Origin of the sequence: Sulfitobacter litoralis, assembly GCF_900103185.1 — a bacterium.
GTDB classification, from domain to species: Bacteria; Pseudomonadota; Alphaproteobacteria; order Rhodobacterales; family Rhodobacteraceae; genus Sulfitobacter; species Sulfitobacter litoralis.
Genome location: NZ_FNJD01000011.1, coordinates 13,796 through 39,459, shown reverse-complemented (window position 1 = coordinate 39,459; position 25,664 = coordinate 13,796). Strand labels below are relative to the sequence as shown.

Annotated in this window: 24 protein-coding genes; 15 read left to right on the top strand and 9 right to left on the bottom strand. The window is 59.7% G+C overall.

Translation table 11 applies throughout. The features are described 5' to 3' along the window. The 4 genes from rlmJ to BLQ98_RS10330 form a co-directional block, all read right to left on the bottom strand. Positions 1-783: a 23S rRNA (adenine(2030)-N(6))-methyltransferase RlmJ gene (rlmJ, locus tag BLQ98_RS10345; RefSeq protein WP_093733242.1), complete on the bottom strand. Its 783-nt coding sequence runs from the start codon at positions 781-783 to the stop codon at positions 1-3. 24 nt (positions 784-807) lie between these two features. Beyond that, a complete protein-coding gene (locus tag BLQ98_RS10340) occupies positions 808-2,457 on the bottom strand; it encodes a CTP synthase (RefSeq protein ID WP_093733241.1) in 1,650 nt (549 codons plus the stop codon). Positions 2,458-2,634: 177 nt separating this feature from the next. Then, on the bottom strand, positions 2,635-3,000 hold the full coding sequence (gene secG / locus BLQ98_RS10335; RefSeq protein ID WP_093733240.1) for a preprotein translocase subunit SecG: 366 nt from the start codon (positions 2,998-3,000) through the stop codon (positions 2,635-2,637). A gap of 120 nt (positions 3,001-3,120) precedes the next feature. Further along, complete coding sequence (locus BLQ98_RS10330) at positions 3,121-3,516, bottom strand: DUF6524 family protein (protein ID WP_093733239.1); 396 nt, start codon at positions 3,514-3,516, stop codon at positions 3,121-3,123. Between the two features lie 216 nt (positions 3,517-3,732). Between BLQ98_RS10330 and BLQ98_RS10325 the strand changes: the two genes are divergently transcribed. Next, positions 3,733-5,028, top strand: a complete 1,296-nt coding sequence (locus BLQ98_RS10325) for an adenylosuccinate synthase (protein ID WP_093733238.1) — start codon at positions 3,733-3,735, stop codon at positions 5,026-5,028. A 55-nt stretch (positions 5,029-5,083) separates the two neighbouring features. Beyond that, the gene (locus tag BLQ98_RS10320; RefSeq protein ID WP_093733237.1) at positions 5,084-5,314 is read left to right on the top strand and encodes a DUF2842 domain-containing protein; all 231 of its coding nucleotides are present in this window, start codon (positions 5,084-5,086) and stop codon (positions 5,312-5,314) included. 105 nt (positions 5,315-5,419) lie between these two features. On the opposite strand, the gene BLQ98_RS10315 is transcribed toward BLQ98_RS10320, so the two are convergent. Next, on the bottom strand, positions 5,420-7,564 hold the full coding sequence (locus BLQ98_RS10315; RefSeq protein ID WP_093733236.1) for a hypothetical protein: 2,145 nt from the start codon (positions 7,562-7,564) through the stop codon (positions 5,420-5,422). Between the two features lie 137 nt (positions 7,565-7,701). Between BLQ98_RS10315 and BLQ98_RS10310 the strand changes: the two genes are divergently transcribed. Then, the gene (locus tag BLQ98_RS10310; protein WP_093733235.1) at positions 7,702-8,394 is read left to right on the top strand and encodes a thiamine diphosphokinase; all 693 of its coding nucleotides are present in this window, start codon (positions 7,702-7,704) and stop codon (positions 8,392-8,394) included. Here the strand turns inward: BLQ98_RS10310 and BLQ98_RS10305 are convergent. Next, the gene (locus BLQ98_RS10305; protein WP_093733234.1) at positions 8,327-9,253 is read right to left on the bottom strand and encodes a DMT family transporter; all 927 of its coding nucleotides are present in this window, start codon (positions 9,251-9,253) and stop codon (positions 8,327-8,329) included. The two genes, BLQ98_RS10310 and BLQ98_RS10305, sit on opposite strands and share 68 nt — an antisense overlap. Before the next feature lie 109 nt (positions 9,254-9,362). Then, entirely contained in the window at positions 9,363-10,778 is a 1,416-nt protein-coding gene (locus tag BLQ98_RS10300) for a diguanylate cyclase domain-containing protein (RefSeq protein WP_093733233.1), read from the bottom strand. Positions 10,779-10,882: 104 nt separating this feature from the next. Between BLQ98_RS10300 and BLQ98_RS10295 the strand changes: the two genes are divergently transcribed. The 5 genes from BLQ98_RS10295 to BLQ98_RS10270 all read left to right on the top strand — a co-directional run bounded on the left by BLQ98_RS10295 (position 10,883) and on the right by BLQ98_RS10270 (position 15,946). After that, a complete protein-coding gene (locus tag BLQ98_RS10295; RefSeq protein WP_171048974.1) occupies positions 10,883-11,161 on the top strand; it encodes a DUF3572 domain-containing protein in 279 nt (92 codons plus the stop codon). A 2-nt stretch (positions 11,162-11,163) separates the two neighbouring features. Next, a complete protein-coding gene (locus tag BLQ98_RS10290) occupies positions 11,164-11,859 on the top strand; it encodes an HAD family hydrolase (RefSeq protein WP_244148418.1) in 696 nt (231 codons plus the stop codon). Between the two features lie 133 nt (positions 11,860-11,992). Further along, positions 11,993-12,589 (top strand): heme NO-binding domain-containing protein, encoded by a 597-nt coding sequence (locus BLQ98_RS10285; protein ID WP_093733230.1) that lies wholly within the window; start codon positions 11,993-11,995, stop codon positions 12,587-12,589. Further along, positions 12,586-13,587 carry a GGDEF domain-containing protein gene (locus BLQ98_RS10280; RefSeq protein ID WP_244148417.1) on the top strand — a complete coding sequence of 334 codons (1,002 nt, stop codon included), beginning with the start codon at positions 12,586-12,588 and terminating at the stop codon, positions 13,585-13,587. Before BLQ98_RS10285 ends, BLQ98_RS10280 begins: the two co-directional genes overlap by 4 nt. A 610-nt stretch (positions 13,588-14,197) precedes the next feature. Then, on the top strand, positions 14,198-15,946 hold the full coding sequence (locus BLQ98_RS10270; protein WP_093733228.1) for a sugar phosphorylase: 1,749 nt from the start codon (positions 14,198-14,200) through the stop codon (positions 15,944-15,946). 24 nt (positions 15,947-15,970) lie between these two features. Here the strand turns inward: BLQ98_RS10270 and BLQ98_RS10265 are convergent, their stop codons facing one another. Both BLQ98_RS10265 and BLQ98_RS10260 read right to left on the bottom strand, forming a co-directional pair. Further along, positions 15,971-17,191 (bottom strand): glycosyltransferase family protein, encoded by a 1,221-nt coding sequence (locus tag BLQ98_RS10265; RefSeq protein WP_093733227.1) that lies wholly within the window; start codon positions 17,189-17,191, stop codon positions 15,971-15,973. Next, on the bottom strand, positions 17,184-17,990 hold the full coding sequence (locus BLQ98_RS10260; protein WP_093733226.1) for an HAD-IIB family hydrolase: 807 nt from the start codon (positions 17,988-17,990) through the stop codon (positions 17,184-17,186). The genes BLQ98_RS10265 and BLQ98_RS10260 overlap by 8 nt, the downstream gene beginning before the upstream one ends. 364 nt (positions 17,991-18,354) lie before the next feature. On the opposite strand from BLQ98_RS10260, the gene BLQ98_RS10255 reads away from it, so the two are divergent. The 7 genes from BLQ98_RS10255 to BLQ98_RS10225 all read left to right on the top strand — a co-directional run bounded on the left by BLQ98_RS10255 (position 18,355) and on the right by BLQ98_RS10225 (position 25,664). Further along, a complete protein-coding gene (locus tag BLQ98_RS10255) occupies positions 18,355-18,945 on the top strand; it encodes a helix-turn-helix domain-containing protein (RefSeq protein ID WP_093733225.1) in 591 nt (196 codons plus the stop codon). 70 nt (positions 18,946-19,015) lie between these two features. Then, positions 19,016-20,605, top strand: a complete 1,590-nt coding sequence (locus tag BLQ98_RS10250) for an ABC transporter substrate-binding protein (RefSeq protein WP_093733224.1) — start codon at positions 19,016-19,018, stop codon at positions 20,603-20,605. A 92-nt stretch (positions 20,606-20,697) separates the two neighbouring features. Next, the gene (locus BLQ98_RS10245; protein WP_093733223.1) at positions 20,698-21,807 is read left to right on the top strand and encodes a M24 family metallopeptidase; all 1,110 of its coding nucleotides are present in this window, start codon (positions 20,698-20,700) and stop codon (positions 21,805-21,807) included. Beyond that, positions 21,801-22,808, top strand: a complete 1,008-nt coding sequence (locus BLQ98_RS10240; protein ID WP_093733222.1) for an ABC transporter permease subunit — start codon at positions 21,801-21,803, stop codon at positions 22,806-22,808. Before BLQ98_RS10245 ends, BLQ98_RS10240 begins: the two co-directional genes overlap by 7 nt. A 1-nt stretch (position 22,809) precedes the next feature. Next, the gene (locus BLQ98_RS10235) at positions 22,810-23,715 is read left to right on the top strand and encodes an ABC transporter permease subunit (protein ID WP_093733221.1); all 906 of its coding nucleotides are present in this window, start codon (positions 22,810-22,812) and stop codon (positions 23,713-23,715) included. Between the two features lie 3 nt (positions 23,716-23,718). After that, positions 23,719-24,696 (top strand): ABC transporter ATP-binding protein, encoded by a 978-nt coding sequence (locus BLQ98_RS10230; protein WP_064216034.1) that lies wholly within the window; start codon positions 23,719-23,721, stop codon positions 24,694-24,696. Beyond that, on the top strand, positions 24,693-25,664 hold the full coding sequence (locus tag BLQ98_RS10225) for an ABC transporter ATP-binding protein (RefSeq protein WP_093733220.1): 972 nt from the start codon (positions 24,693-24,695) through the stop codon (positions 25,662-25,664). Before BLQ98_RS10230 ends, BLQ98_RS10225 begins: the two co-directional genes overlap by 4 nt.

Here is a 25,664-nt window from a genome sequence, read left to right as displayed (position 1 = left end):
TTATCTGGGGAGAGTTTTGAACTTGGCCGTCAGACGGGCCGCTTCTTCCTTGAGCCCGTATGGCGGGTTCAACACGAACATGCCCGATCCGACCATCCCGTGACCGGGGCGGGCAGGGGCAAAGCTGACCTCGTGGCGCAGTGCTTCGGGGTGGGCCCCCATCAGCGCGCTGAGCATGGGCTGGTGCGCCTTGCTGGTCAAAATCGGATACCACAGCGCAATGATGCCGACGTTCCATGCGCGGGCGAGCTTGCCGATGTGGCGCGGGATATCGACGTAATCGGTTTTGATCTCAAAACTCGGGTCGATCAGCATCAGGCCACGGCGCGGGGTGGGGGGCGTCAGGGCAAAAGCCATGTCGAACCCGTCGCGGTAGTGGCATTTGGCGTCATAGGGCGACATCGCCAGATCAAGTGCCGCATGTTCACCGGGATGCAGTTCGGCCAGATGGATGCTGTCGCTGTCGCGCAGCAGCTTGGCGGCCAAGAGCGGCGAACCGGGATAGGCATCGGCCCCTTGCTCACGCGTAATCTGATCGAGCACCTGCGCGTAGGGATGCGAATTGCCAAACCAGCCACGGGCACGGCCGATGCCCTGCGCCGCCTCGCCGGTTTTCAGGGCAGGGGTGTCGGACAGGTCATACAACGCGCGACCCGCATGGGTTTCCAGATAGGACAGCGGTTTGTCCTTGCGCGTCAGATACCCCAACATCCACGCCAGCAAGCTGTGTTTGTGAACATCGGCCAGATTGCCGGCGTGGTAGATATGTTGGTAGCTGAGCATGCCGATGGCCGCCTTTCGCGAGGGTCAGACCAGCCGCGACATTTCCTTGGCGGCGCGGATGAAGTCCTTGAACAAGGGGTGCGGATCAAAGGGTTTGGATTTCAGTTCGGGGTGGAACTGGACGCCAATGAACCACGGGTGATCGGACCATTCCACGATCTCGGGCAGCATGCCATCGGGCGACATCCCCGAGAAGGTAAGACCCGCTTTTTCAAGCTGCTCGCGGTAGGCGGTGTCGACCTCATAGCGGTGACGGTGACGCTCGTCGATGGACGTGGTGCCATAGATATTGGCCACGTTCGATCCTTCTTTGAGCGTCGCGTCATAGGCACCAAGACGCATGGTGCCGCCTTTGTCGTCGTCCAGCTTGCGTTCGACCTTGTGGTTGCCCTGCACCCATTCCTTGAGGTGGTAGACGACGGGTTCGAAACGCTTTTTGCCGGTGGATTCGTGGTCGAACTCTTCGGAGCCCGCAGTCGTCAGGCCCGCCACGTTACGCGCGGCTTCGATGACGGCCATCTGCATGCCCAGACAGATCCCCAGATAGGGGACTTTCTGCTCGCGGGCGTATTGCGCGGCCTTGATCTTGCCTTCGGTACCGCGTTCGCCAAACCCGCCGGGCACGAGGATCGCGTGGAACCCTTCGAGGTGCGAGGACAGGTCGTCGCTTTGATCAAAGACCTCTGCATCGACCCATTCGATCTTGACCTTGACCCGATTGGCCATGCCACCGTGGGTCAGCGCCTCTGCGATGGATTTATAGGCGTCTTCAAGCTGGGTGTATTTGCCGACGATGGCGACTTTGACCTCGCCTTCGGGGTTGTGCACGCGGTCAGAGACATCGCGCCAGACCGACAGTTCGGGCTTGGGTGCGGGGGAGATATCGAACGCATCCAGCACGGCCTGATCCAGCCCTTGGGCGTGATAGGCCAGCGGCGCGTCATAGATGGTTTTCAGGTCATAGGCCGCGACCACAGCCTCTTTGCGGACGTTACAGAAAAGGGCGATCTTCTCGCGCTCTTTTTCGGGGATCGGGTGTTCTGAACGGCAGACCAGAATATCCGGCGCGATCCCGATGCTTTGCAATTCCTTGACGGAGTGTTGCGTCGGCTTGGTCTTCAGCTCGCCGCTGGCTGCCAGATAGGGCAGCAGGGTGAGGTGCATAAAGATACACTGGCCGCGCGGTTTGTCATGGCTGAACTGGCGGATCGCTTCGAAGAAGGGCAAGCCCTCGATGTCGCCGACGGTGCCGCCGATTTCGCACAGCATAAAGTCGACCTCGTCATCGCCGACATGCAGGAAATCCTTGATCTCGTTGGTGACGTGGGGAATCACCTGAATGGTCTTGCCCAGATAGTCGCCGCGACGCTCTTTCTCGAGCACGGTGGAATAGACCCGACCAGAGCTGATCGAATCCGTCTTGCGTGCCGCGACGCCGGTAAAGCGTTCGTAGTGGCCCAGATCCAGATCGGTTTCGGCACCATCGTCGGTCACGAAAACTTCGCCATGTTCAAAGGGCGACATCGTGCCGGGATCGACGTTCAGGTACGGGTCCAATTTGCGCAGACGGACGGAAAAGCCACGCGCTTGCAGCAAGGCCCCCAACGCCGCAGAGGCAAGGCCTTTGCCAAGGCTGGAAACCACACCACCGGTGATGAAAATATAGCGTGCCATGTGATGAAGGCCCCCGTGAGTTCAGATTTGATGCGGCAAAAGCCAAGCAATTGAGCTGCGGAAAACCGCAGCATCACGGGACTTATACCTAACAGGATTCGGATGGAAAAAGCAAGGCCAAGCCGCAACATCCTGTTGCGTAACTTGGCCTAACCTCAAGCTGTTGTAGTGTCTGGATTAATCCGCAGTCGGAACTTGCGGTGTGTTTTCCGCAGGTGTCGGCGGCAGCAGTGAATCGGTATCGGGCAGCGCTGGTGCGTCACCTTGGTTCAGAGCTGGTGGCGTGCCGCCCAGACGGTCGATGACCGAGGAGCCGGCGGATTTTTCTGCCGCGATGATGGTCAATGTGATCGACGTCACGATAAAGGCCGCGGCCAAGATCCAGGTCAGTTTGCCCATCGCCGTGGCTGCCGAGCGACCGGAAACGGCACCGCCGCCCCCACCGCCCATGCCAAGGCCGCCCCCTTCGGACCGTTGCAGCAACACGACTGCAATCAGGCCAAGGGCCAGAATGAGATGGACAATCAGGACTACATTTTCCATTGGTACCTACGGCTCTGCGGTTTTGACTTTGGGCGTGTCTAGGCAAGTTTGCCTATGGGGGCAAGGGAGGATTGGCCCGCGTAGCCTCGCTTGGGCAGAAAGCCGGTGTGAAACCTCGCTTCAGGTTTCCACATCGTCCACATCTGCCTGCCCCGACACGGCGCGGCGAAAGATGCTCCAGCTAAGGCCGATGCCCAGTACAAAGCTCAGTGCGACTAGGCCGAGCCACAGGTTAAAACTGCCGTTGTCCAGCCGCAGGACCCCCAGATCATAGAGCACCCAGAGGCTGGCCCCGACCAGTGCCAGCACCAGCAACATCCCCAGCCCGCCAATAGAGCGCAGCGTCGCACGCAGATAGACAACGTAGCCGATGAGCAGCAGCAGCCCCAGCAAGACGGCGATGGACAGATTCATATGGCCGTAGCGCATGACCCATGTGACATAATTATAAGACGTCGGATTAAAGGTCGCGGCTAACAGCACAAAAGCGCAGGCCCAACGTATGAAAAAACCCATCTGTGGTACTTCCTTGTTTGGTCTGGCTTGGAATATCGGCGCTACCGCGCCAAAGTCTATGGGGGCGGGTTCAAGTTTTACCGCCCAAGGCCGATAAATGCCGAGAAATGTGACGCCGCGGCGTTTTGGCTGCATTTTACAGTTTCGGACCTTGGCGGTCGTCGCTATACCTCCACGGGTTTGCACGGTTATTTGAACTGTTAAAGGAATATCTTCATGGCCAACGTCGTAGTCGTAGGCGCCCAGTGGGGCGACGAAGGAAAAGGCAAAATCGTTGACTGGCTCAGCGAACGAGCCGATGTCATCGCCCGCTTTCAGGGTGGCCATAACGCGGGCCACACGCTGGTCATCGACGGCAAGGTCTACAAGCTGCACGCGCTGCCCTCGGGTGTTGTACGCGGCGGCAAGCTTTCGGTTATCGGCAACGGTGTTGTGCTTGACCCGTGGCACCTGCTGAAAGAAATCGAAACGATCCGCGCCCAAGGCGTCGAGATCACGCCCGAAACGCTGATGATCGCGGAAAACACGCCGCTGATCATGCCCTACCACGGCGAGCTGGACCGCGCCCGCGAAGAGGCCGCGTCAAAAGGCACCAAAATCGGGACCACCGGTCGCGGCATCGGGCCATGCTACGAGGATAAAGTCGGTCGCCGCGCCATCCGCGTTGCCGATTTGGCCGACCCTGCCACGCTTGAAGCCCGCGTTGACCGCGCGTTGCAGCACCACGATCCGCTGCGTAAGGGTCTGGGCGTCGAAGCGATTGACCGCGACGGGTTGGTTGAACTGCTCAAAGAGATCGCGCCGAAGATCCTTGAATATGCGGCACCTGTCTGGAAGGTGATGAACGAAAAGCGCAAAGCCGGTAAGCGTATCCTGTTCGAAGGGGCCCAAGGCGCGCTGCTCGACATCGACTTTGGTACCTATCCTTTCGTCACCTCGTCTAACGTGATTGCAGGGCAGGCGGCGACGGGTGTCGGCATTGGTCCGGGCGCGATCAACTATGTGCTAGGGATCGTCAAAGCCTATACCACGCGTGTCGGCGAAGGCCCGTTCCCGACTGAACTGGACGATGCCGACGGTCAACGTCTGGGCGAACGCGGCCATGAATTCGGCACCACCACCGGGCGCAAGCGTCGCTGTGGCTGGTTCGATGCGGCCCTCGTGCGCCAGACCTGTGTCACCAGTGGCGTGACCGGCATCTCGCTGACCAAGCTTGACGTGCTTGACGGGTTTGAGACGCTCAAGATCTGCACCGGCTACGATCTGGACGGTCAAGTGCTCGATTACCTGCCCACGGCAGCCGATCAACAAGCGCGCTGTACCCCGATCTACGAGGAAGTGCCGGGCTGGTCCGAAAGCACCGAAGGCGCGCGCAGCTGGGCTGATCTGCCCGCGAACGCGATTAAATACGTGCGCCGCATCGAAGAGCTGATCCAGTGCCCCGTCGCGATGCTGTCGACCTCGCCAGAGCGGGAAGATACGATTCTGGTCACTGACCCCTTCGCCGATTGATCTATATCGCCGGGGGCCCTGCGGGGCCCTTGGCACCTGATGAAAGGACACAACGATGGCCCTTGGATATAAAGCACGACGCCGTTGGGCGCTGGTCATTCTTCTGGTCGGTCTGCCGCTCTATATCATTGCGGCTGTCGTCGCGGTGTCGCTGTTTGACCGGCCGCCGTTCTGGGTTGAACTGCTGATCTATATTGCGCTTGGCGTGGTTTGGGCGATCCCGCTCAAGTTCGTGTTCAAGGGCATTGGTCAAGCCGACCCGAACGCGCGCGACGACGCTGAATAGAACCGATTTGGCCGGCCTGGCTTGCGGATACTTTACCTTACATCACAATAAAAAAACGGCCCCCGAGGGGGCCGTTTTGCGTTTCGGATTTTCTGTTTGTCCAGCTTATCCGACGGCGCGCTCATCTGGCTGAAAGCCGATTTGCTCTGACGCTTTGAGCCGGCCACCGTCCAGCTTTTGAAGCTTGCCGGTGCGCAGCAGTAGGCCAAACGACCGCAGGCCTTCCTCTCGGCTAAAGTCATCGGCACCGCCTTGGCGCACTGTGTTCATCAGCTGCGGGCGCGAAAATTCGTCCATCCCTTCGACAAAGGCCATATAGGCCGCTGCGGCTTCCAGCAGGTCGGGCAGTTTGGTCGCCCCCATCTCTTCGGCGAATTCAGCGAACCCACCGGCCTGTGGAGCAGGCGCGGGAGCTGGCGCGACTGCGGCCACGCGGCGGGGGCGTACAGGGGTGACGTTGCGCGGCTGGTGGGTGTCGATCCGCTGTGCCGCCACCAGTTTGAGCGGCGCAGGGCGTGGTTCTGCCGGACGCTCGGTGCGGGCGGTGGTCGTCGCGGGACGGCGCGGTTTCACCGCTTCAGCCAGATCGCTGCGGTAGGCGTTGTTCTTCTGCTCTGTCGTGGCGGGCGCGCCAAGGGCGATGTCGGCCTTTTTCGCGGCCACGGCTGCACGCAGATGGGTGATCGCGTCGCGGCGGGTGGCGGCTTCGGGTTCGTCCATCTGGTTGTCGGTTTCGGCGAGCAGACGGTTCATGTCCGGTCCGGTATCCGCGTCGAGCGTTGGCAGGCTGCGACGTTGCGCGGCATCTTTGGGCGCTTCGGCTTCGGGCTCTGCCGCCGTTTCAGTGTCGTCTTCTGACATTTCGGCATCTGTATCTTCTGATACGTCCTCCGCGCTGGTTTCGTCTTCCGAAGTGATCTCGTCTTCCACCGCAGTGTCGGCATCCTCGTCGGGCGCGTCGGCCAGCGTGTCGGCGGAGGCAGAGGGTAATGTCGCCTCTAGCTCGGCCAGCTCGCGTGCCAAATCTTCTTCGTCCTCGTCCGAGAGCGTCGATTCTGGATCGCGCGGGAGGCGCGCGGCGGGCCTATCGGTCTCTTCCAGCACAGCGGGGGCGTCTTCTTTGACTTCTTCCAGCTCGCCCGCGGCGATGGCGCGGTCGATGTCGGCGCGTTTCACCTTGAGCACGCGACCACGCGGCGCGGTATCTTCGACGGCTTCAAGCTCTTCGCTTTCAGCTGTGTCGTCGTTCTGCGCATCATCTTCGTCGGACGCGTCGTCTTGCGTTGTTGGGTCAGGCTGCTGTTCTAAGGCGTCATCGTCTTGGGTCGCAGTTTCGGCCGGCGCTGCGGCTTCTTCAACCTGCGTATCGGTTTCACGTGCGTGGGCAATATCTTCGACAGTATCATCCGCATTCAAGGCATCCTCGATGTCGTGAATGGCACTGGCGATCACATCATCGGTTTTTGCCTCGTTTTTGTCTGCAGTGTCATCCCCAGAGATCTGGGGATGTTGCGCAGCGGGCGCATCCTGATTGGCAACCACGGCGCGGATGCGCTGCAGTTTGGCCGCGATGCTGTCGACGGCGGGTGCCGCGACCGGTTGGATTTCGGCGTCCTGGTCGTCGAGGGTCACAGTGGTGCGTGGGCTATCGGCGAAGAACGCCTCGACGTCTTCGTCGGGCTGGCCGGGTACGATATCCACCTCGGCGGGTGGCGCTTTGGGGGTTTCGGCCTGCGGCGCAGGGGCGTCGTAGGCAGGCTGCGGTGTCTCGACGGCGCGGCTGACCGCATCAACGCGCTGAGGGGCGGTTTCTGCCTGAGCTGCAGGGGCGGTTTTAGCTGTGTCGGCTTTCAAGGCGTTGACGCTGTAGGCGTCGTAATAGGCGGAAATTTCCTGAGGCCCGCGGGGCGCAAAGGAGGTCGACACAACCGACGGGCTGGCAGGTGCAGCTACAGGGGTAGGGCTTTGCTGCGCTTGCGCTGCGGCTTTTTCGGGCGTTTGTGCGCTCAGGACAATCTGTCCGTCTTGCTGACGCGCCTCGACACGGCGCGAAATCTCTTTTTGGGCGATATGTGCCAGCATCTCCGCATCGGGCTGTGCGGGTTCTGCACCGAAATACCGATCCTCCGACGACAAATCGCGAAAATACTCCGCGATGGCCTTCATGGTGCCGAATGAATCGTCAAAGCCTTCCAACGTGCACGAGAAAGTGCCGTATGAGACCGTCAGAATTTTGTTGTTATTCATCATCGGATGGTCGTCCTCTGCCTATTTGCAGCTTACTGTTTACCATAAGGTTCAAGACCAATTCGGCTCGAATCTGTGCCCTGCAACGTATCATTTAATGTCAAAATTGCGGCATTGTTTCCAATTTGAGGTAAATCGCCGTGAAAACAACGTTTGTTGCAAGCAACAGCCCTATAACGGTCGTTGGGGGCGGGCAGGTGGGTCCGGATGACCTGAAAGACGCGCTGCAGCTTGCGCCGATGTGCGTAGCGGTCGACGGTGGGGCCAATCTGGCCGTTGCCCAAGGGGCAGAGGTCGCGGCGCTGGTCGGCGACTTTGATTCCGTATCGTCCGAAACCCTGTCCCGCATCCCGTCTGCGCGTCAGTTCAAACTGGCAGAGCAAGAGACGACGGACTTTGACAAAGCGCTGCGGTCGGTGGCTGCCCCCTTGATCGTGGCGGTCGGATTTTCGGGCGGGCGCGTGGACCATCAGCTTGCGGCCCTGAGCAGTCTGGCGCGCCACCCGCACCAACGCTGCCTGCTGATCGCTGGCACGCAGCTTATCTTTCTCGCACCGCCAAACATAACCCTGCCGACGCGGGCAGGCGATGTGGTGTCGGTATATCCGCTGGCCGCAGTGCGGGGCCAAAGCCGCGGGTTGGAGTGGCCGCTTGACGGGCTGGAGCTATCGCCGCTTGGGCGCTTGGGCACATCGAACCGTGCCACAGGTGCCCTGACGCTTTCGATGGACCGCCCCGCCGCGCTGCTGATGGTGCCACGGGACCTCATGCAGCAGGTTGCACAAGCGTTGCTGCGGCCAGACGCCGCTGGGTGGCCTGCTCTCGCAGAATAATATAAAGCCCCGCGGCCATAGTGATCCCCATGCCGAGCGCCGCCAGCGCATTGGGGAAATCGCCAAAAACGATCAACCCGACCAGCGTCGCCACGGGAATTTCGAGATATTGCATCGGGGCCAGCGTTGCCGAGGGGGCGTAGCGCAGGGACCATGTCATCAGCAGATGCGCGATGCTTCCCAGTACGCCCATGGCGATTAGCAGCGACCAATCTGTTGTGTCAGGCGCGATCCATCCCAAGGCGGGCAGCGCCATGCCCTGACCAAGGGCCAGGAACGGCAGCATAATCACCAAGGCCATAAACCCGCTGACCGTTTGCAGGCTGATCGGGTCGGTGTGTTTCGCAATCTGACGCGTCACCAGCATGAACAGGGCAAAGTTCAGCGCAACGCCAACGGGCAACAAGGCGGGCCAGCCGACCTCGGCAAAGCTGGGTTGCACCACCAGCAGCGTGCCGCAAAAGCCGACGATGCACGCGATTAGCCGACGGGGGCCGACCTCTTCCTTCAGGACATATTTGCCGAGCAACAGCATGAAGAAGGGCATGACAAAGATAATCGCCACCGCATCGGCAAGCGGCAGGTACTTCAGCGCGGAGAACATCATCGCGATCCCGATGACATGCAGCAGCGTGCGCACAAACGTCAGCCACAGCGTTTTGCCCCGCAGGATCAGGGGCCGACCGGTCAAAATCACAATCGGCAGCAATATCAGCAGCTGGACGGCGAAGCGGAGGAAGACCACCTGACCCAGCGGCACCGATGCCCCGAGCAGTTTGGCGATCGCATCCCCCACAGGGGCGATGATGCAAAAGCCAAGCATCATGGCAATACCGGTCATCGGTTTATCGGGCAGCATGGCGAGGCCTTTGTTGTAGGGCTGGGATACGCGTCCGGGCTATTGCTAAACGCGCAAGCACGAGAGTGGCGTGTTTTTCGCCGCATTGCAAATATCCCGCGTGGCACCGTCATGCGGCCGACCGGATCAGCCCCACTCGGTCGCGCCCGCCGTGTTTCGCGCTGTACAGGGCTTGATCCGCACGGTCGATCAAACGGGCGACGAGATCCTGTGCGCTTTGCGATGTGCCCAAAGGCGGGCTGTCTTCCGGCTGCGCGATGCACAGCCCGATGCTGATGGTGGTATGGATCGGCTGCACGCTTGCGGGGATGGTAAACGGCGTGGTGCGATAGGCGCGGCAAATTCGCTTGGCCATCTGCGCCGCTTCGTCCTCGGTTATTCCGGGCAGCACAAGCAAGAACTCCTCGCCTCCGATGCGGCCAGCGACATCCAGCGGGCGCAGACATGATTTCAGCCGGCGCGCTGTTTCGACCAGCACCGCGTCGCCGGAGGCATGGCCGAAGGCATCGTTCACCCGTTTGAAGTGGTCTATATCCACCAGCATCACCGCCAGCGGTAACCCTTTTTGGCGCATGCGCACCGCAAGACGTGCCACTTCCGAGAGGGCATGGCGGCGGTTGTACATACCGGTAAGCGGATCAAACACCGCCTCGCGCAGGCGGGCATCCACGTCGCGCCGGATCGTGTCCCCCTGTTGTTTGCGCTGCAACAAGCCTTCAAGCCGTAGCACCAATTCTTCGGCGTTAAAGCCGTGCTGCATCAGATCATCTGCCCCCAGATCCAGCGCATGTGCCGCGGCAACGGGGTGGGGCTGCGTCTGCAGGACAAGGATACCGCAGTGGCGCGCGGTTGCATTCGCCCGCAGGGTAGAGATCACCCGCAGCTGCTCTTCATCCGTCTCGTCCGCGCCGGTCAGGGTCAAGATAAACACGTCGGGCAGGGTCTTTTGCCTGAGACAGGCAAGCGCATCGCGGGGCGTCGTTTGTGTCACCATGCCGCCCAGTCGTTTGCGCAGCTGCGACAGGCAGGCCGATGTCCGCGGCTGGCCACTGCTGACAATCTGGAAATTTCCCGGAAGCGCAAAGCCACCGGCGGGTTCCGCTAGACCGGGCGCGGGGCAGAGAGACTCGTGCATATAAAACGGGGCAGGCGTATTTCGTGCGCGTATGATGCTGCGCACCCGCCCTAGAAAAAGAAAGTCGCTTACCGGCTTTACCATCGCCTCCTGTGCGCCCTGGGTTAATAAATGGATACAGATCGCCGGATCACCCCCGTCAGCAAGCGCAAAAACCGGCATGCGTGATGTTAGGGGGGACGCTGCAAGCGCACGGCACAGTTGCGTGGCATCTTGGCCACCCGGGTGGTGCGTCGCGATAATGATGTCTGGCGCGCATTGCTGCGCTATTTCAACGGCCTGTGATACCGCTGTCGCCTCGCGTACCTCGTAAGAGGCCGTCGTGAGTTTGGTTTTCAGTGCGATGCGGTTGGTGGCAACAGTATCGACGATAAGGACTTTACCCGGCACTTGTCTTCAATCTCCGCTCGCGTGTAATTGGCTTGAATGCTCTTTGTTGCCGTGAATGGTTAACAAAGTGTTTCGATTATGAAGCCGCGAGGGAATTTAATATGATGAAGCAAGATGCCGCTGAAACAGTCGCCTTGCAGGCGCTGGGTTGGCTGGCTGCCAACGAAGACCTCATGCCGACATTCATGGGGGCAACCGGTGCCTCGGCCGAAGACCTGCGCACGCAAGCGGGTGACCCGGTGTTTCTTGGCGCTGTGCTTGATTTTATCATGATGGATGACGCATGGGTGACGGGGCTATGCGACACGATTAATGTGCCCTACGACCGTATCATGCAGGCGCGGCAGTCTTTGCCGGGCGGCGCGCAGATGAATTGGACCTGAGAATGATCAAAGCCCTGCTGTTCGACAAAGACGGAACCCTGTTCGATTTCGCCGCCACATGGGAGGCATGGGCCCATTCCTTCCTCACGCGGCTTGGCAAGGGGGATGCGGATCGGACCGCCCTGCTGGGGCAACAAATCGGGTTTGACGTGCGGACGCAAACGTTCTGTGCTGACAGTATTGCCATTGCCGGCACCCCGGGGGAGATCGTGGAGGCGCTTGCCCCTCAGGTCAGCGAGATGACGAAGGCGGAATTATTGCAGCTGTTGAATTACGAGGCAGAAAACGCCCCGCAGGCAGAGGCCGTGCCGCTGATTGCTTTGCTCGAAGCGTTCAAGACGCGCGGGTTGACGCTTGGTGTTGCGACGAATGACGCCGAAGCCCCCGCGCGGGCGCATCTGGGAGAGGCCGGGGTGACCGGATACTTTGATTTTATCGCGGGTTTCGACAGTGGCTACGGTGCAAAACCCACATCGGGGCAATTGCTGGCTTTTGCCAAGGCCGTTGGATTGGCCCCGTCAGAAGTGGCAATGATCGGCGACAGTCTGCATGATATGGCAGCGGGCCGTGCAGCGGGTATGGCATGTGTTGCGGTGCTGACTGGAATGGCTACACGGCAGGATCTTGAGGCCGCAGCGGATGTGGTGCTGCCTGACATTGGCCACCTGCCTGCGTGGCTTGACAGTCGGTCGCAATAGACGCGCTGTCGGACGTTTGCCTTTGAATTGATATAAATTTGAACGGCTTTCGCCCCTCGGGGGCTGTTTCCGTTGGGTGTTTATTAACGGTCTTTAGTCACCTTCCCCCCTGAAAGCGGCAGAGAGGGGTGCGATGCACGGGCTGATCAACCATACGATCCAACGGTTCGTGCTGGACAGTTTTGGGGGGGCGGTATGGATGCAAGTCGCCCTGCGCGCCGATCTATGTGGCGCAATGGGCTCGAGCGACTTTGAGCCGATGCTGACCTATGATGACGCCATCACGCCACGGGTCGTTGCGCGCCTGTCTGCGGTGGTGGACCGCCCGATACCGGACCTGCTTGAGGATTTAGGCGCTTGGCTGGTGTCTAACCCCGCACGTGACGGGGTGCGCCGTCTGCTGCGGTTCGGCGGCGTCGATTTCGAAGAGTTCCTCCATTCTCTCAATGATCTTCCTGAACGTGCCACCCTCGCGATAGAGGAACTTCGTCTGCCCGCCATGGAGGTCACGCAGCTGGACGACTGGCGTTTCGCGCTGACGTGTCGCGGGCCGGTATCGGGCTTTGGGTATGTGATGATGGGCATTATGCGGGTGATCGCGGATGATTATGGCACATTGGCCCTATTGGACTGCAAAGGGTTCACTGCGGGGGAGGAGATCATCATCGTCACCATCATTGACCGGGATTTTGCACAGGGACGCAGCTTTGAGTTGGGCGCAAGCGAATGATCACCGCTGCTGCCTATGAGGCGGCGCTGGATATGCTTTGCCCGATGCATCTTATCGTGCGGCCTTGTGGACGTATTCGTCATGTGGGGCCCACAGTTCAGAAGCTGTGCCATCGCGGTACATGGGTTGGCAGAAACTTCTTTGATCAGTTCGTCATACGGCGTCCCAATATGGCTTGCAGCATCGCGCAGATCCGCCCCTTGGCAGGGCGCAAGCTGCATTTAGCGCTACGTGACAGGCCGGAATTGATATTGAAGGGGGTATTGGTCCCACTGCCGGATCGCAGTGGGGGGCAGGATGCAGAAACCGCGGAAGACGATTGCGTCATCAACCTGTCCTTCGGGATCTCAATCCTGAACGGGGTACGCGCGTATCGGCTAAGCAATGCAGATTTTGCGCCAACGGATCTAGCGGTTGAAATGCTATATCTCATAGAGGCGAAATCGGCGGCGATGGCGGCTTCGCGTGCGTTGAACCAGAAGCTAGAGGTCGCCAAGATCGCCGCGGAAGAGCAGGCCTTTACTGACACGCTGACGGGTCTCAAGAACCGCCGTGCGATGGACCATGTGCTTGCACGTCTTATTGCGGGGAAAAAGGGGTTCGCGGTGATGCAGATCGATCTTGATTACTTTAAGGTGGTCAATGACAGCATGGGGCATGCGGCGGGCGATCATGTGCTACAGGCTGCCGCGCGTGTGATGATCGACACCACCCGAGAGATCGATACCATTGCCCGCGTCGGCGGTGACGAATTTACGGTCCTTCTACCCGGTATCACAGACGGTGCCCATCTCACTGAGGTTGGCAATCGGATCATAGCACGGCTAGAGCGGCCAATTGATTTTGACGGTGCGGCCTGCAGGATTTCGGCCAGCATTGGCAGCATTTGGGTCGACAAGGGGCAGGATGCCGTCGCGGAGGATGTCTTGTCGGACGCTGATGCGGCGCTCTACCGCTCCAAGCACGCTGGCCGTGCGCAACATACGCTGCACATCTAAGCGCAAAGCGACAATGCAACGAAACCCTAGTGGAAGGGGGAGAGGAAAGAGATGGGCGAGCTATCGCGGCAAAATAGCATGCGAGATATATATCAGCTAGATAGGGCGACGCAGGCCCAGAATAGAAGGCATCCCCAGAATAGAAGATTGCGGGACCAGAAGGCTAAAGTGCCAAAGCTACCCTCGCTGACAAAAGGTGTCTTAACCCGCTAGGGCCGCTTTTAAGTCGGAAATCCAAACTGAAAATACCAAATGTCGCGCTGGGCGAGAGGGGATTTCAATCTTGCGGCGAACCGCTTTGACGTCGCGGGCAAAAAATTGCCTGTCGATCATCTTCGTTCCCCGAGGCGCTGTATTAGCAAGTGGGCAAGCTGTGAGGACCAGACCGCATTCTCTGACCGTTCTGAACTATCTGGCCCGTTGCAGGCTGATCCCGCCCTCGGGGTCCGTCAAATGCCCGTCGATTGGGCGTTGCGCCTCTTAATCAGACGGGTTTTCCTGACCTTCTGGGTTTAGTGCCCTCAGGGCGGGGGCCGCGGCATGCTGGCTCGTCGCGCGCAGTTGTCTGCGCTAGGGTTTTGGAAATGGCACTTATACAAGGCAGTAGATCATGACGGACAGCGCGCGTTCTCTCGGCTATCGGCTTCGTGCATTGCTGGGCGAAATCTACCCCGAACTGGATGTCGACATTTTGGCCAGCATGGTATTGGACGCCTTTTGGCCCGAGGACACAACCCGGCGCAAGAGGGGCCGTGTGGCGGGCAATACGCTGTGGTCGGAACAGGATGCGCTGTTGATTACATACGGCAATTCGATTGTGGATGGTGCGCATAAACCGCTGGATCTACTGAACGATTTCCTGCACCGATATCTACGCGGAATTTTGAATAGCGTGCATATTCTGCCGTTCTTTCCCTATACGTCTGACGACGGCTTTGCGGTGTCCGATTTCCGCGCGGTGAACCCACAGCTGGGTGACTGGCCTGATATTAATCGCATCGCCGCCGATTTTACTCTGATGTCGGATCTGGTGCTGAACCACGTCTCAAGTCAGGGTAATTGGTTCAATGCGTACCGTCAGGGTCAGTCCCCTTTTGACACGTTCTTTTTCGAAGCCTCGCCGCAGGATGATCTGCGCGATGTGGTGCGCCCGCGCACAACGCCGCTGCTACAAGAGGTAGAGACCCCCAATGGGCCGCGTCACGTGTGGTGCACCTTTAGCCACGATCAGGTCGACCTCGATTTCCGCAACCCCGAGGTGCTGCTGGAGTTTTTGCGGATCATTCGCCTGCATGTGGACAATGGCGTGCAGATCATTCGGCTGGATGCGGTGGCGTTTCTATGGAAGCAGATCGGCACGCCGTCGATCCATCTGCCGCAGACCCATGCGATTGTCCGGCTGATGCGGTTGCTGTGTGATTATGCGCCCGAAAAGATCATTTTGCTGACGGAAACCAATGTACCCAAGGCCGAAAACCTAAGCTACTTCGGCGCGGGGGACGAGGCGCATGCAATCTATAATTTCCCGCTGCCGCCGCTGATTTTGCATGCGATGATGTCGGGAAACGGGGCGCATCTGCGGCGCTGGCAGCGCACCATGCCGCCCGCGCCGATGGGCTGCGCGTATCTGAATTTTACCGCCAGTCACGACGGCATCGGCATGCGCCCCGCCGAAGGGTTGTTGCCCGAGGATGAAAAGCAACAGGTCATTGATACGGTGTTACAGGTCGGCGGGTTGGTATCGATGCGCAGCCTGCCTGACGGCGGGCAAAGCCCGTACGAGCTGAACACGACCTTTTACGACGCGCTGTCGCGGACCTTTAAGGGCGAGGATGACCATCATCATGCGCGGTTCATCTGTTCGCAGACCATCGTCATGTCGCTGGAGGGGATACCCGCCTTCTACATTCACGCCATGCTGGCGACACCCAATGATCACGCGCAGGTCGAACATCGCGGGATGAGCCGCGCGATCAACCGACACCGATGGGATTATCCGAGCTTGCGCGACCGGCTGGCCGATGCATCCAGCGCGCAGTCGCAGGTATTGGGCGATCTGTCGGCGCGGCTAAAGGTGCGGCAGAAACAAAAGGCATTTCACCCCAATGCGACGCAATTCACCGTGAACCTGCAAGATGACCGTGTGTTCGGCGTGTGGCGGCAAAGTCTGGACCGCAAACAGTCGATCTTTGCGCTGCACAACGTCAGCGACGCCTCTGTCGCGATTTCGGCGGCGGCGCTGAACCTGATCGAGGATCAACCGTGGCTGGACCTGATCAGCGATGATTTGATCGACGCCAGCGCGGATCACATCACGCTGGCCCCCTATCAATGCATGTGGATCACCAACCGGTTCTGACCCCGCCGCCTGCGCGGCCCTCAGCTAGTTGTATTCGGCGTCATCCGCTGCCGCGGCCTCGCGTAGTTTGGCGAGAAATTCAGGCGCGGCGGAATGAACGCGGTTCCAGGTGGGGATAAAGGGGGTCTCGTGCGGGTTATCGAGAAAGAAGTGTCCCGCCCGCATGATATTCTCGGTAAAGAGCTCGATCGCGCGCTCTTCCTTGTGGCGGTCGATGCTGAGCCCGTTCATTTTGGCGTCGTTGTAATAGGCATCCAGCAGATCCAGCGCACAGCGGTAGTAGGTCGCCTTGAGCGTGCGAAAGACATTGGGTGTGAACACCGTGCCGTCTGCCGCCAGCTTGCGAAAAATCGCCTTGCAGATGTCGGTGGACATGCGGTTCAGCCCCGCATCGGCGTCGGCCTCGCTTAGATCTTGGTGCTTGTGGTCATAGTCGTCGGCGATTTCGACTTGGCAGACGGATTTCGGCGCGAGGTTGCGCCATGCCTCTGACAGCACGCCAATCTCTAGCCCCCAGTCGGATGGAATGCGAAGGTCGGGCAGGATATTGGTACGCATGGCAAATTCGCCCGACAGCGGATAGCGGAAGGCGCGCAGGTAATCGATATAGTCACGATCCCCCACGACCTTTTTCAACGCTATGAGCAGCGGGCTAACCAGCAGCCGCGTGACCCGCCCGTTCAGCTTGTCGCTGCCCACCCGCGCGTAATAGCCTTTGGCGACCTGATAGGGGAAATTCGCATTGGCGACCGGATAGATCAGGCGGGCCAGCAGGTCGTTGGTATAGGTGACAATATCGCAATCGTGGATCGCCATCACGGCGCTGTCCTGACAAGCGATCAGATACCCGAGAGAGGACCAGACATTTTTGCCTTTGCCCTTCTCGGCGGGGGCGAGCCCCATATCTTGGAGCTGAGCCTCAAGCGCTTGCATGCGCGGGCTGTCGTTCCAAATCACAATATGGTTCTGGTTTAAGCCTTTGAAAAACTCTTTGGCGTGGCGGAACTGTGCCTCGTCGGCGCGGTCCAGACCGATGATGATACGGTGCAGATAGGTGACCTTGGAAAGTTCATCCAGAATGCGGGGCATCGCTTCGGTTCGTAGCTCGGAATAGAGGCACGGCAGGATCAGCGTCATTTTGCGGGTCTGCGCGAATGTTTCAAGCTCGTAGGTCATCTCGGCCTGAGAGCGGGTGCGCAGATTGTGCAACGTCGCGATATTTCCGTTTTGATGAAAATCAGCCATGCTTTGTCGCTCCTTCGTTCAGATTCAGACGCGCGATCATATCAAGCACGGCGGTGTTCCACCCAGCGGGGCCGGCAAGGGCGGTACGGGTGATCCGGCCCGTGTCTTCGCCGGGCATCGGGGGCAGGGGGTCACGGTGAGGGTTGGCAACGATGACGCCGAAATCTGCCGCTTGCAGCATCTCTATGTCGTTGGGGGCATCGCCAAGCGCGAGCGTATGGCGCGGCGCAAAGGCATCGGTCAGCGCGGCCATCTGGTCGGCCTTGGTGCGCCCGTAGGAGAGTGTGAGAAATCTGCCGCCTTCGCGGGCATGGATGTCGTGGTCGTGCAAGGCGTCGATAAATGCGGCGCGCAGTTGGGCGCTGCCGGACCAGATGCCAGGTTCAGAAAAGGCCCGCTCCGCCGCGTTAGCGGCACCGCTGTGCGACAGGCCCGTGATCTGCGCGATCTGCGCCACCGTCATATCACCGAACCCGCAGAACGGGTCACGCAGGTTGGCGGGCAAGCTGTCCAGTGCGCGGCGCAGCCGGACATAGGTCTCCGTTTTGGGTGTGTCGGTGCTCTCGGGGGGCAGAATGCCTGCGCCGTTTTCAATGATCGCGGGGCAATTGGTCCAGCCCAATTGGGCGCGAATCTCTATGATCTCCGGGGCAGATTTGGAGCTGGCGATCACCAGCGCCGCACCGATATCGCGCAGTATATCCAGCGCCTGTGTGGCCGCGTCCCAGCGATAGGAGGTATGCGACAGCAACGTGCCATCAAGGTCGGTAAACACCAGCAGAGGTGGGGGCATAGTCATCTGTTTAGCGTGTGTCGTGGGGCTGATTGTTGCAACGGCGCAAGCGGGCTGATGGCGCGGTCCGTGTCGTTTTTTCTAGCGTTTGCCTAAAAAATGTGCGTTTATCGGAAAGCGGGGCGTGTGCACGTATAAATAGAATCGGTCCTGTGCCACGGTGGGCGATCCGTGTCGGGTTCAACGCAAAGTGCCGTCGCGGCAACTAGAGGTGTTTTCACTCTGACAATAATTTTTATTGTTGACGTAAACAAAGTTGCGCGACAGTCTGTGCGCCAAGATACGCCAAAGCGTGCTTTCGGGGGATTATTTGTCAACAACAGCGATACAGGCGGCAACGCTTTCGCCACCGGATGGATTGGGCGATCGCATGCGGATGCAGCGTCACCGTATGGCGATGACATTGCAGCAGCTGTCCGCCGCGTCCGGTGTGTCGGTCGGCTATCTGAGCCAGGTGGAACGTGCCAATGCGACGCCGACGCTTGGCACGCTTAGCCAGATCGCCGCCGCGCTTGAGGTAGATACGGATTTCTTTGTGCGCACCCCGCGTACGGTCGACAGTCTGACCCGCGGTGCCGGACGGCCCCGTTTTGCAGTGGCAGGATCGTCGATTGAATATGAACAGATCGGTGCTGAACGCGCGGGTCACGAGATGACATCCTATGTGATGAATGTCCCGCCCGGCTACGAGTCCGAAACAGTGACCCATGTAGGCGAAGAGATCATCTATATCCTTGAGGGAGAGATCTCGCAGATGGTTGGCGAACGGGAGTATCTGATGACGGCGGGCGACAGCCTGCATTATCTGGGTACCACGCCCCATTGCTGGTCCAACAAGACAGATCGGCAGGCCCGCATATTATGGGTCGGTCGGATGAAATACGATAAGTCCGGGGAAATCGGACAGAATGAGGCCGCGCCGGTGGAAAGCCGGCGCGAAATGTTACCCCTCAGGCGTTAACCCTATCGCCCTCATCGGCCCAAAGAGGCCGTGGGGACATACCACTTTACCAACCAGGAGAGTAAATCGAATGTCTTTCAAGAAAATCATGGCCACTGGCCTGCTGCTGAGCACGCTTGGCGTTGCGGCGCAGGCGCAGTCGCTGGTCTATTGCTCGGAAGGGTCGCCCGAAGGCTTTGACCCGGCCCTGTACACATCGGGCACGACCTTTGACGCGTCCAGCCACCCGGTCTACAACCGCTTGGCGGAATTCAAGGTCGGCACAACCGAAACCATTCCCGCGCTGGCCGAAAGCTGGGACGTGTCCGAAGACGGCAAAACCGTCACGTTCAAGCTGCGCAAGGGCGTCAAGTTTCACAGCAACGCGCAATTCACGCCCACGCGTGATTTTAACGCCGATGACGTGATCTTTAGCTTTGACCGTCAGGGCAACGCCGAAAACCCTTACAACAAAGTATCGGGCGGCACGTGGGAATACTACGGTGCGATGTCGATGCCAGATCTGATCGAAAGCATTGAAAAGGTTGACGATTATACCGTTCAGTTCAACCTGACCCGTGCCGAAGCGCCAATCATCGCAAACATGGCGATGGATTTCGCGTCGATCGTGTCCAAGGAATATGCTGACGCGATGCTGGAAGCCGGCACGCCGGAAATGCTGAACCAGGCGCCCATCGGCACCGGTCCGTTCACCTTCCAAGCCTACCAGAAAGACGCCGTGATCCGTTACGTGCGCAACGACGCATACTGGGGTGACCCGGCGAAAGTCGAAGCGTTGATCTTTGCGATCACACCTGACGCAAGCGTGCGTTACCAGAAGGTTCAGGCGGGCGAATGCCACGTGATGGCCTATCCGAACCCTGCGGACGTGCAGGCGATGAAAGACGCCGAAGATGTGGTCGTGATGGAGCAAGAGGGCCTGAACGTGGGCTATCTGGCGTACAACACGCAGATGCCTCCGTTCGACAACGCCAACGTGCGCAAAGCGTTGAACATGGCGATCGACAAGCAAGCGATCATCGACGTGGTTTTCCAGGGCTCCGGCGAGATTGCCAAGAACCCGCTGCCGCCAACAATGTGGTCCTACAACGACGCGATCGAGGATGACAAATACGATCCCGAAGCCGCGAAAGCCGCGCTGGAAGCCGAAGGGGTATCCGACCTGACGCTGAAAATCTGGGCGATGCCGGTTCAGCGTCCCTACAACCCCAATGCCCGCCGTATGGCGGAGCTGATGCAGGAAGATTTCTCTAAGGTCGGTGTCGACGTAGAGATCGTTTCTTACGAATGGGGTGAATACCTTGAGCGTTCCAAAGCGAAAGACCGCGATGGTGCCGTTCTGCTGGGTTGGACAGGTGACAACGGTGACCCCGACAACTTCCTCGCGGTTCTGCTGGGCTGCGACGGCGTAGAGAAATCCAACCGCGCACAATGGTGCAACGAGGAATTCGACGCCCTGGTTCAGGAAGCCAAGGTTCTGCCGACACAAGAAGAACGTGCGCCGCTGTATGAAAAAGCGCAGGAAATCTTCAAAGACCAAGCCCCTTGGGCAACCATCGCGCATTCGGTTGTTTACATGCCAATGCGCCCCGAAGTTGAAAACTATGTTGTGCACCCGCTGGGTGGCCACATCTTCAACCAGGTTGGTCTGTCGCAATAACAGCGATGACAAAGCAATGGGGACGGTGCATATCGCGCCGTCCCTTCCTCTATTCTAGGCCCCGGCCACGTTAACGAAAGGCGCAACCCCCCGTGTCAGAAAATCTCTCCCAACGTCTTGCCGACTATGCCGCTGTGGCCGCCAATTTGGGCGTCGATGCCGTGGCGCTGGTGCCCGGGCCCAATTTTTCGCGTGCCGTTGGCCAAAGCTTTATGAGCCACGAACGCCCCTTTGTTCTGGTGATCCCTGCGGATAAACCCGCGGCTGTGCTGTTGCCGAACCTTGAACTGGGCAGCTGGGATACAGTCGGATTTGACGGTGCGGTATTCGATTGGCGTGATCAGACAGGCTATGCCGATGCCTTTGCCGCGCTTACGCAGCATTTGGGCATCACGTCGCTGGCGGTTGAGGGGCAGGTGATGCGCGTGTTCGTGCACCATGCGTTCAAAGACGCGCAACCCGATCTGATCATCACCGATGCAGAGCGCGAAATCTCGGCACTGCGGATGATCAAAACCCCTGAAGATATTTCTGCCCTGCGCGAGGCCATCGCGATTTCCGAACGCGCCCTGCAGCGGACGCTGGACAGCGTCAAGCTGGGCCAGAGCGAAAAGCAGATTGAACAGACGCTGGTACAGGCGCTGTTTGCCGAAGGGGCGGATGACCTGTCCTTTGGTCCCATCGTGGCCGCCGCAGATGGCTCGGCCCGGCCCCATGCCCACGCCCGCGAAGATTACGCGGTCAAGGCAGGCGACGCGCTGCTGCTGGATTTCGGCGCGCGCAAGAACGGCTTTGCCGCCGACATTACCCGCACCGTTTTTCTGGATCACGTGACCGACGAGGGTCGCGATGTCTATGACACCGTGCTGCGCGCCAATATGGCCGGCCTTGCCGTGACCCGTGCGGGGGTGACTGCGCATGAGATCGATGACGCCGTGATTTCTGTGCTGGAAGCATCGCCCTATGGGGACCGTATCCGTACCAAGACCGGCCACGGACTTGGTCGCGAAGTCCACGAGGCCCCCTATATCATGCGGGGCAACCACATGACTTTACCCGCCGGAACGGTTTACACCAATGAACCCGGCCTCTACGAGATCGGAAATTTCGGCGTGCGCATCGAGGATGACGTGCTGATTACCGACGACGGCTATGAAACGCTGACCAACTTCCCCAAAGAGCTGATGGTGATAAAATGCTGAACTATGTTCTGGGACGACTGCTGACGTTCATCCCGACCTTCATCGGGGTGACGCTGATCTCCTTCGGGTTCATCCGCGCGCTGCCGGGTGACCCCATCCAAGTGATGGCGGGCGAGCGCGGAATCTCTGATGAACGCTATGCCCAACTGGCCAAACAATTCGGCTATGACCAGCCGATCTATGTGCAATTCTGGGACTATCTGACCGGCGTGCTTCAGGGCGATCTGGGCAATAGCTTTGTCACCAAGCGCCCGGTGTTCGACGAATTCTTTACGCTGTTCCCCGCGACGCTTGAGCTGTCGGTCTGTGCGATGATCTTTGCCATCGCGCTTGGCCTTCCGGCGGGGGTGATTGCGGCGGTGAACCGAGGCAAGTTTTTTGACCGGGCGCTGATGTCCACGGCACTGGTGGGCTATTCGATGCCGATCTTCTGGTGGGCGTTGCTGCTGATCATTGTCTTTTCGGGCAACCTGCAATGGACGCCTGTGTCGGGGCGGATCGATCTGCTGTACTATTTCCCCAACCCCACCGGCTTTATGCTGATCGACAGTCTGGCGTCAGGCCAGAAGGGCGCGTTTATTTCGGCGGTGCGGCATCTGATCTTGCCGACGATTGTGCTAGGGACGATCCCGCTGGCCGTGATCGCGCGCCAGACGCGGTCGGCCATGCTGGAAGTTCTGGGCGAGGATTACATCCGCACCGCGCGCGCCAAAGGCATGTCGCCGGGACGGATCAACGGCATCCACGCGCTGCGTAATGCGCTGATCCCCGTGATCACCGTGATTGGTCTGTCGGTGGGCACGCTGCTGGCCGGCGCGATCCTGACCGAAACGATCTTTAGCTGGCCGGGCATCGGCAAGTGGATGGTCGATAGTATTTTCCGCCGCGATTACCCCGTGGTTCAGGGCGGGCTGCTGCTGATTGCTGTGATGGTGATGGTCGTGAACCTGACCGTCGACATGCTGTACGGCGTCATCAACCCCAAAATCAGAAAGCGATAATATGGACGACGCACTCTCTGCCGAGGCCGCAATGGTTCAGGAACGTCCGGGCCGCTTGCGCGAATTCTGGTTCTACTTCCGCGAAAACCGCGGCGCTGTCATCGGGCTGTATATCTTTGCGGTCTTCGCCTTTCTGGCGCTGTTCGGCCCTTGGGTCGCGCCGCATGACGCAACCGAGCAATTCCGCGCCGCCACCCTACAGCCACCCGCGTGGCAAGAGGGCGGCAGCTGGACCCATATTCTGGGCACCGACCCGCTGGGACGCGATATGCTGTCGCGTCTGATCGTGGGCGCGCGCTATTCTTTCTTTGTGGGGGTCGTCGTTGTTTCAATCGCGGCGAGCGGCGGGATCATCATCGGCCTAATCGCGGGCTTTGCACCCAAATGGGTCGATAGCATCATCATGCGCGTGATGGATATCGTTTTGGCATTCCCGTCGTTGCTGCTGGCGCTGGTGCTGGTGGCGATTCTTGGGCCATCGCTGACCAACGCGATGATCGCCATCGCGATTGTATTGCAGCCGCACTATGTGCGCCTGACCCGTGCCAGCGTCATGTCAGAACGGCAAAAGGATTACGTGACCTCGGCGCGTGTGGCAGGGGCGGGGATATTCCGGCTGATGTTTGTCACCGTGCTGCCCAACTGCCTTGCGCCGATCATCGTGCAGGCCGCGCTGTCATTCTCGACCGCGATCCTTGATGCGGCGGCTTTGGGCTTTCTGGGGATGGGGGCGCAGCCGCCCACACCTGAATGGGGCACCATGCTGGCCGAAGCACGCGAGTTCATTTTGCGCGCGTGGTGGGTCGTGACCTTCCCCGGCGTGGCGATCCTTGTGACCGTGCTGGCGATCAACCTCATGGGTGACGGCCTGCGCGACGCGCTTGATCCGAAACTGAAACGGAGCTGAGCCATGACACTTTTGCGTATTAGAAACCTAAGCGTTGATTTCGCCACGGCCTCGGGCAAGTTCCGGGCGGTGGACGGGGTCGACCAAGACGTGAACGAAAGCGAAATCCTCGCGATTGTGGGGGAAAGCGGGTCGGGTAAATCCGTGTCGATGCTGGCGCTGATGGGGCTGCTGCCCTGGACGGCTACCGTCACCGCGGACGAGCTGACCTTTGACGGGCACAACCTGCTGACGATGGATGCCAAAGCGCGCCGCAAGATCGTCGGCAATGATCTGGCGATGATCTTTCAGGAACCGATGTCATCCCTGAACCCGTGTTTTACCGTCGGCTGGCAAATCCGCGAGGCCCTACGGGTGCATCTTGGCATGGGCCGCCGCGAACGTCAGAAACGCGCGATTGAGCTCTTTGAACAGGTCGGCATCCCCGATCCCGAAAAGCGGCTGTCCGCCTTCCCGCACCAGATGTCGGGCGGGATGAACCAGCGTGTGATGATCGCCATGGCGATTGCCTGCAAGCCCAAGCTGCTGATTGCTGATGAACCCACCACGGCGCTGGATGTGACCATTCAGGCGCAGATCCTTGACCTGCTGGCATCCCTGCGCGAGGAAACCGGCATGGGGTTGGTCTTGATCACGCACGACATGGGCGTGGTTGCGGAAACCGCCGAACGGGTCAGCGTGCAATATGCGGGCCAAAAGATCGAAGAGCAGCCGGTGATCCCGCTATTTGACGCGCCGCACCACCCCTATACCTCGGCGCTGCTGGACGCGCTGCCAGAGCGGGCGACAGAAAAGCGGCTGCCGACCATTCCGGGCGTGGTGCCGGGGCAATTCGACCGCCCCGCAGGATGCCTGTTTTCGCCACGCTGCAAATTCGCCAACGCCAAATGCAAGTCCGAAGCGCCGCCCGCCTTGGGCCCTGATCTGGGCTATGCGCGTTGTTTTTACCCCTTGAACACAGACGAAAGGGTCGCATCATGACCGCACCTGTGATGACTGCAACGGCGCTAGAGCGTCACTACGAAGTCGGCGGCGGGCTGTTTCGCAAGCCGCGCACGCTCAAGGCCGTCGGCGGGCTCGATTTCGCGCTGTATCCCGGCAAGACGCTGGCCGTCGTAGGCGAAAGCGGCTGCGGGAAATCGACGCTCGCGCGGATGGTCACGATGATCGAGGACCCGACCGCCGGATCGCTGACACTGGATGGCAAACCCGTGGTCCGCGAAGACTGGGCATCGCTGCGTAAATCGGTGCAGATCGTGTTCCAAGACCCCTATGGCTCGCTCAACCCGCGCCAGCGGATCGGCGCGATCCTCGAAGAACCTCTCAAGATCAACCGCCCCGACATGAGCAGCAAGGAGCGTACTGCCAAGGCGCGCGAGATGCTGGGGTTGGTGGGTTTGCGGCCTGAGCATTTTGACCGCTATCCGCATATGTTCTCCGGCGGGCAACGCCAGCGGATCGCGATTGCGCGGGCGTTGATGCTGGACCCCAAAGTGCTGGTGCTGGACGAGCCTGTGTCCGCGCTGGACCTGTCGATCCAGAGCTCGGTGTTGAACCTGCTGGTCGATCTGCAGGAACGTCTGCAACTGGCCTATCTGTTCATCTCGCATGACCTTAGCGTTGTACGTCACGTCGCCGACGAGGTGATCGTGATGTATCTGGGCCGTGCCGTCGAACGCGGTAGCCGCGAGGATGTGTTCGGCACGCCGTTTCATCCTTATGCCAAAGCGCTGCTGTCGGCGACGCCGCAAGCAGACCCCCGTGCCGCGAAAGAACGGATCAAGCTGGAGGGAGAACTGCCATCGCCCTTGGCCATTCCCGACGGGTGCCCCTTTGCGCCACGGTGTTGGAAGGTGCAGGATAAATGCCGTTCTGAACGGCCCGAACTGACCCAAGGCCACCATGCGGCGGCCTGCTTCTTTCCCGAGAACGGTGGCACCCCGGCCTAA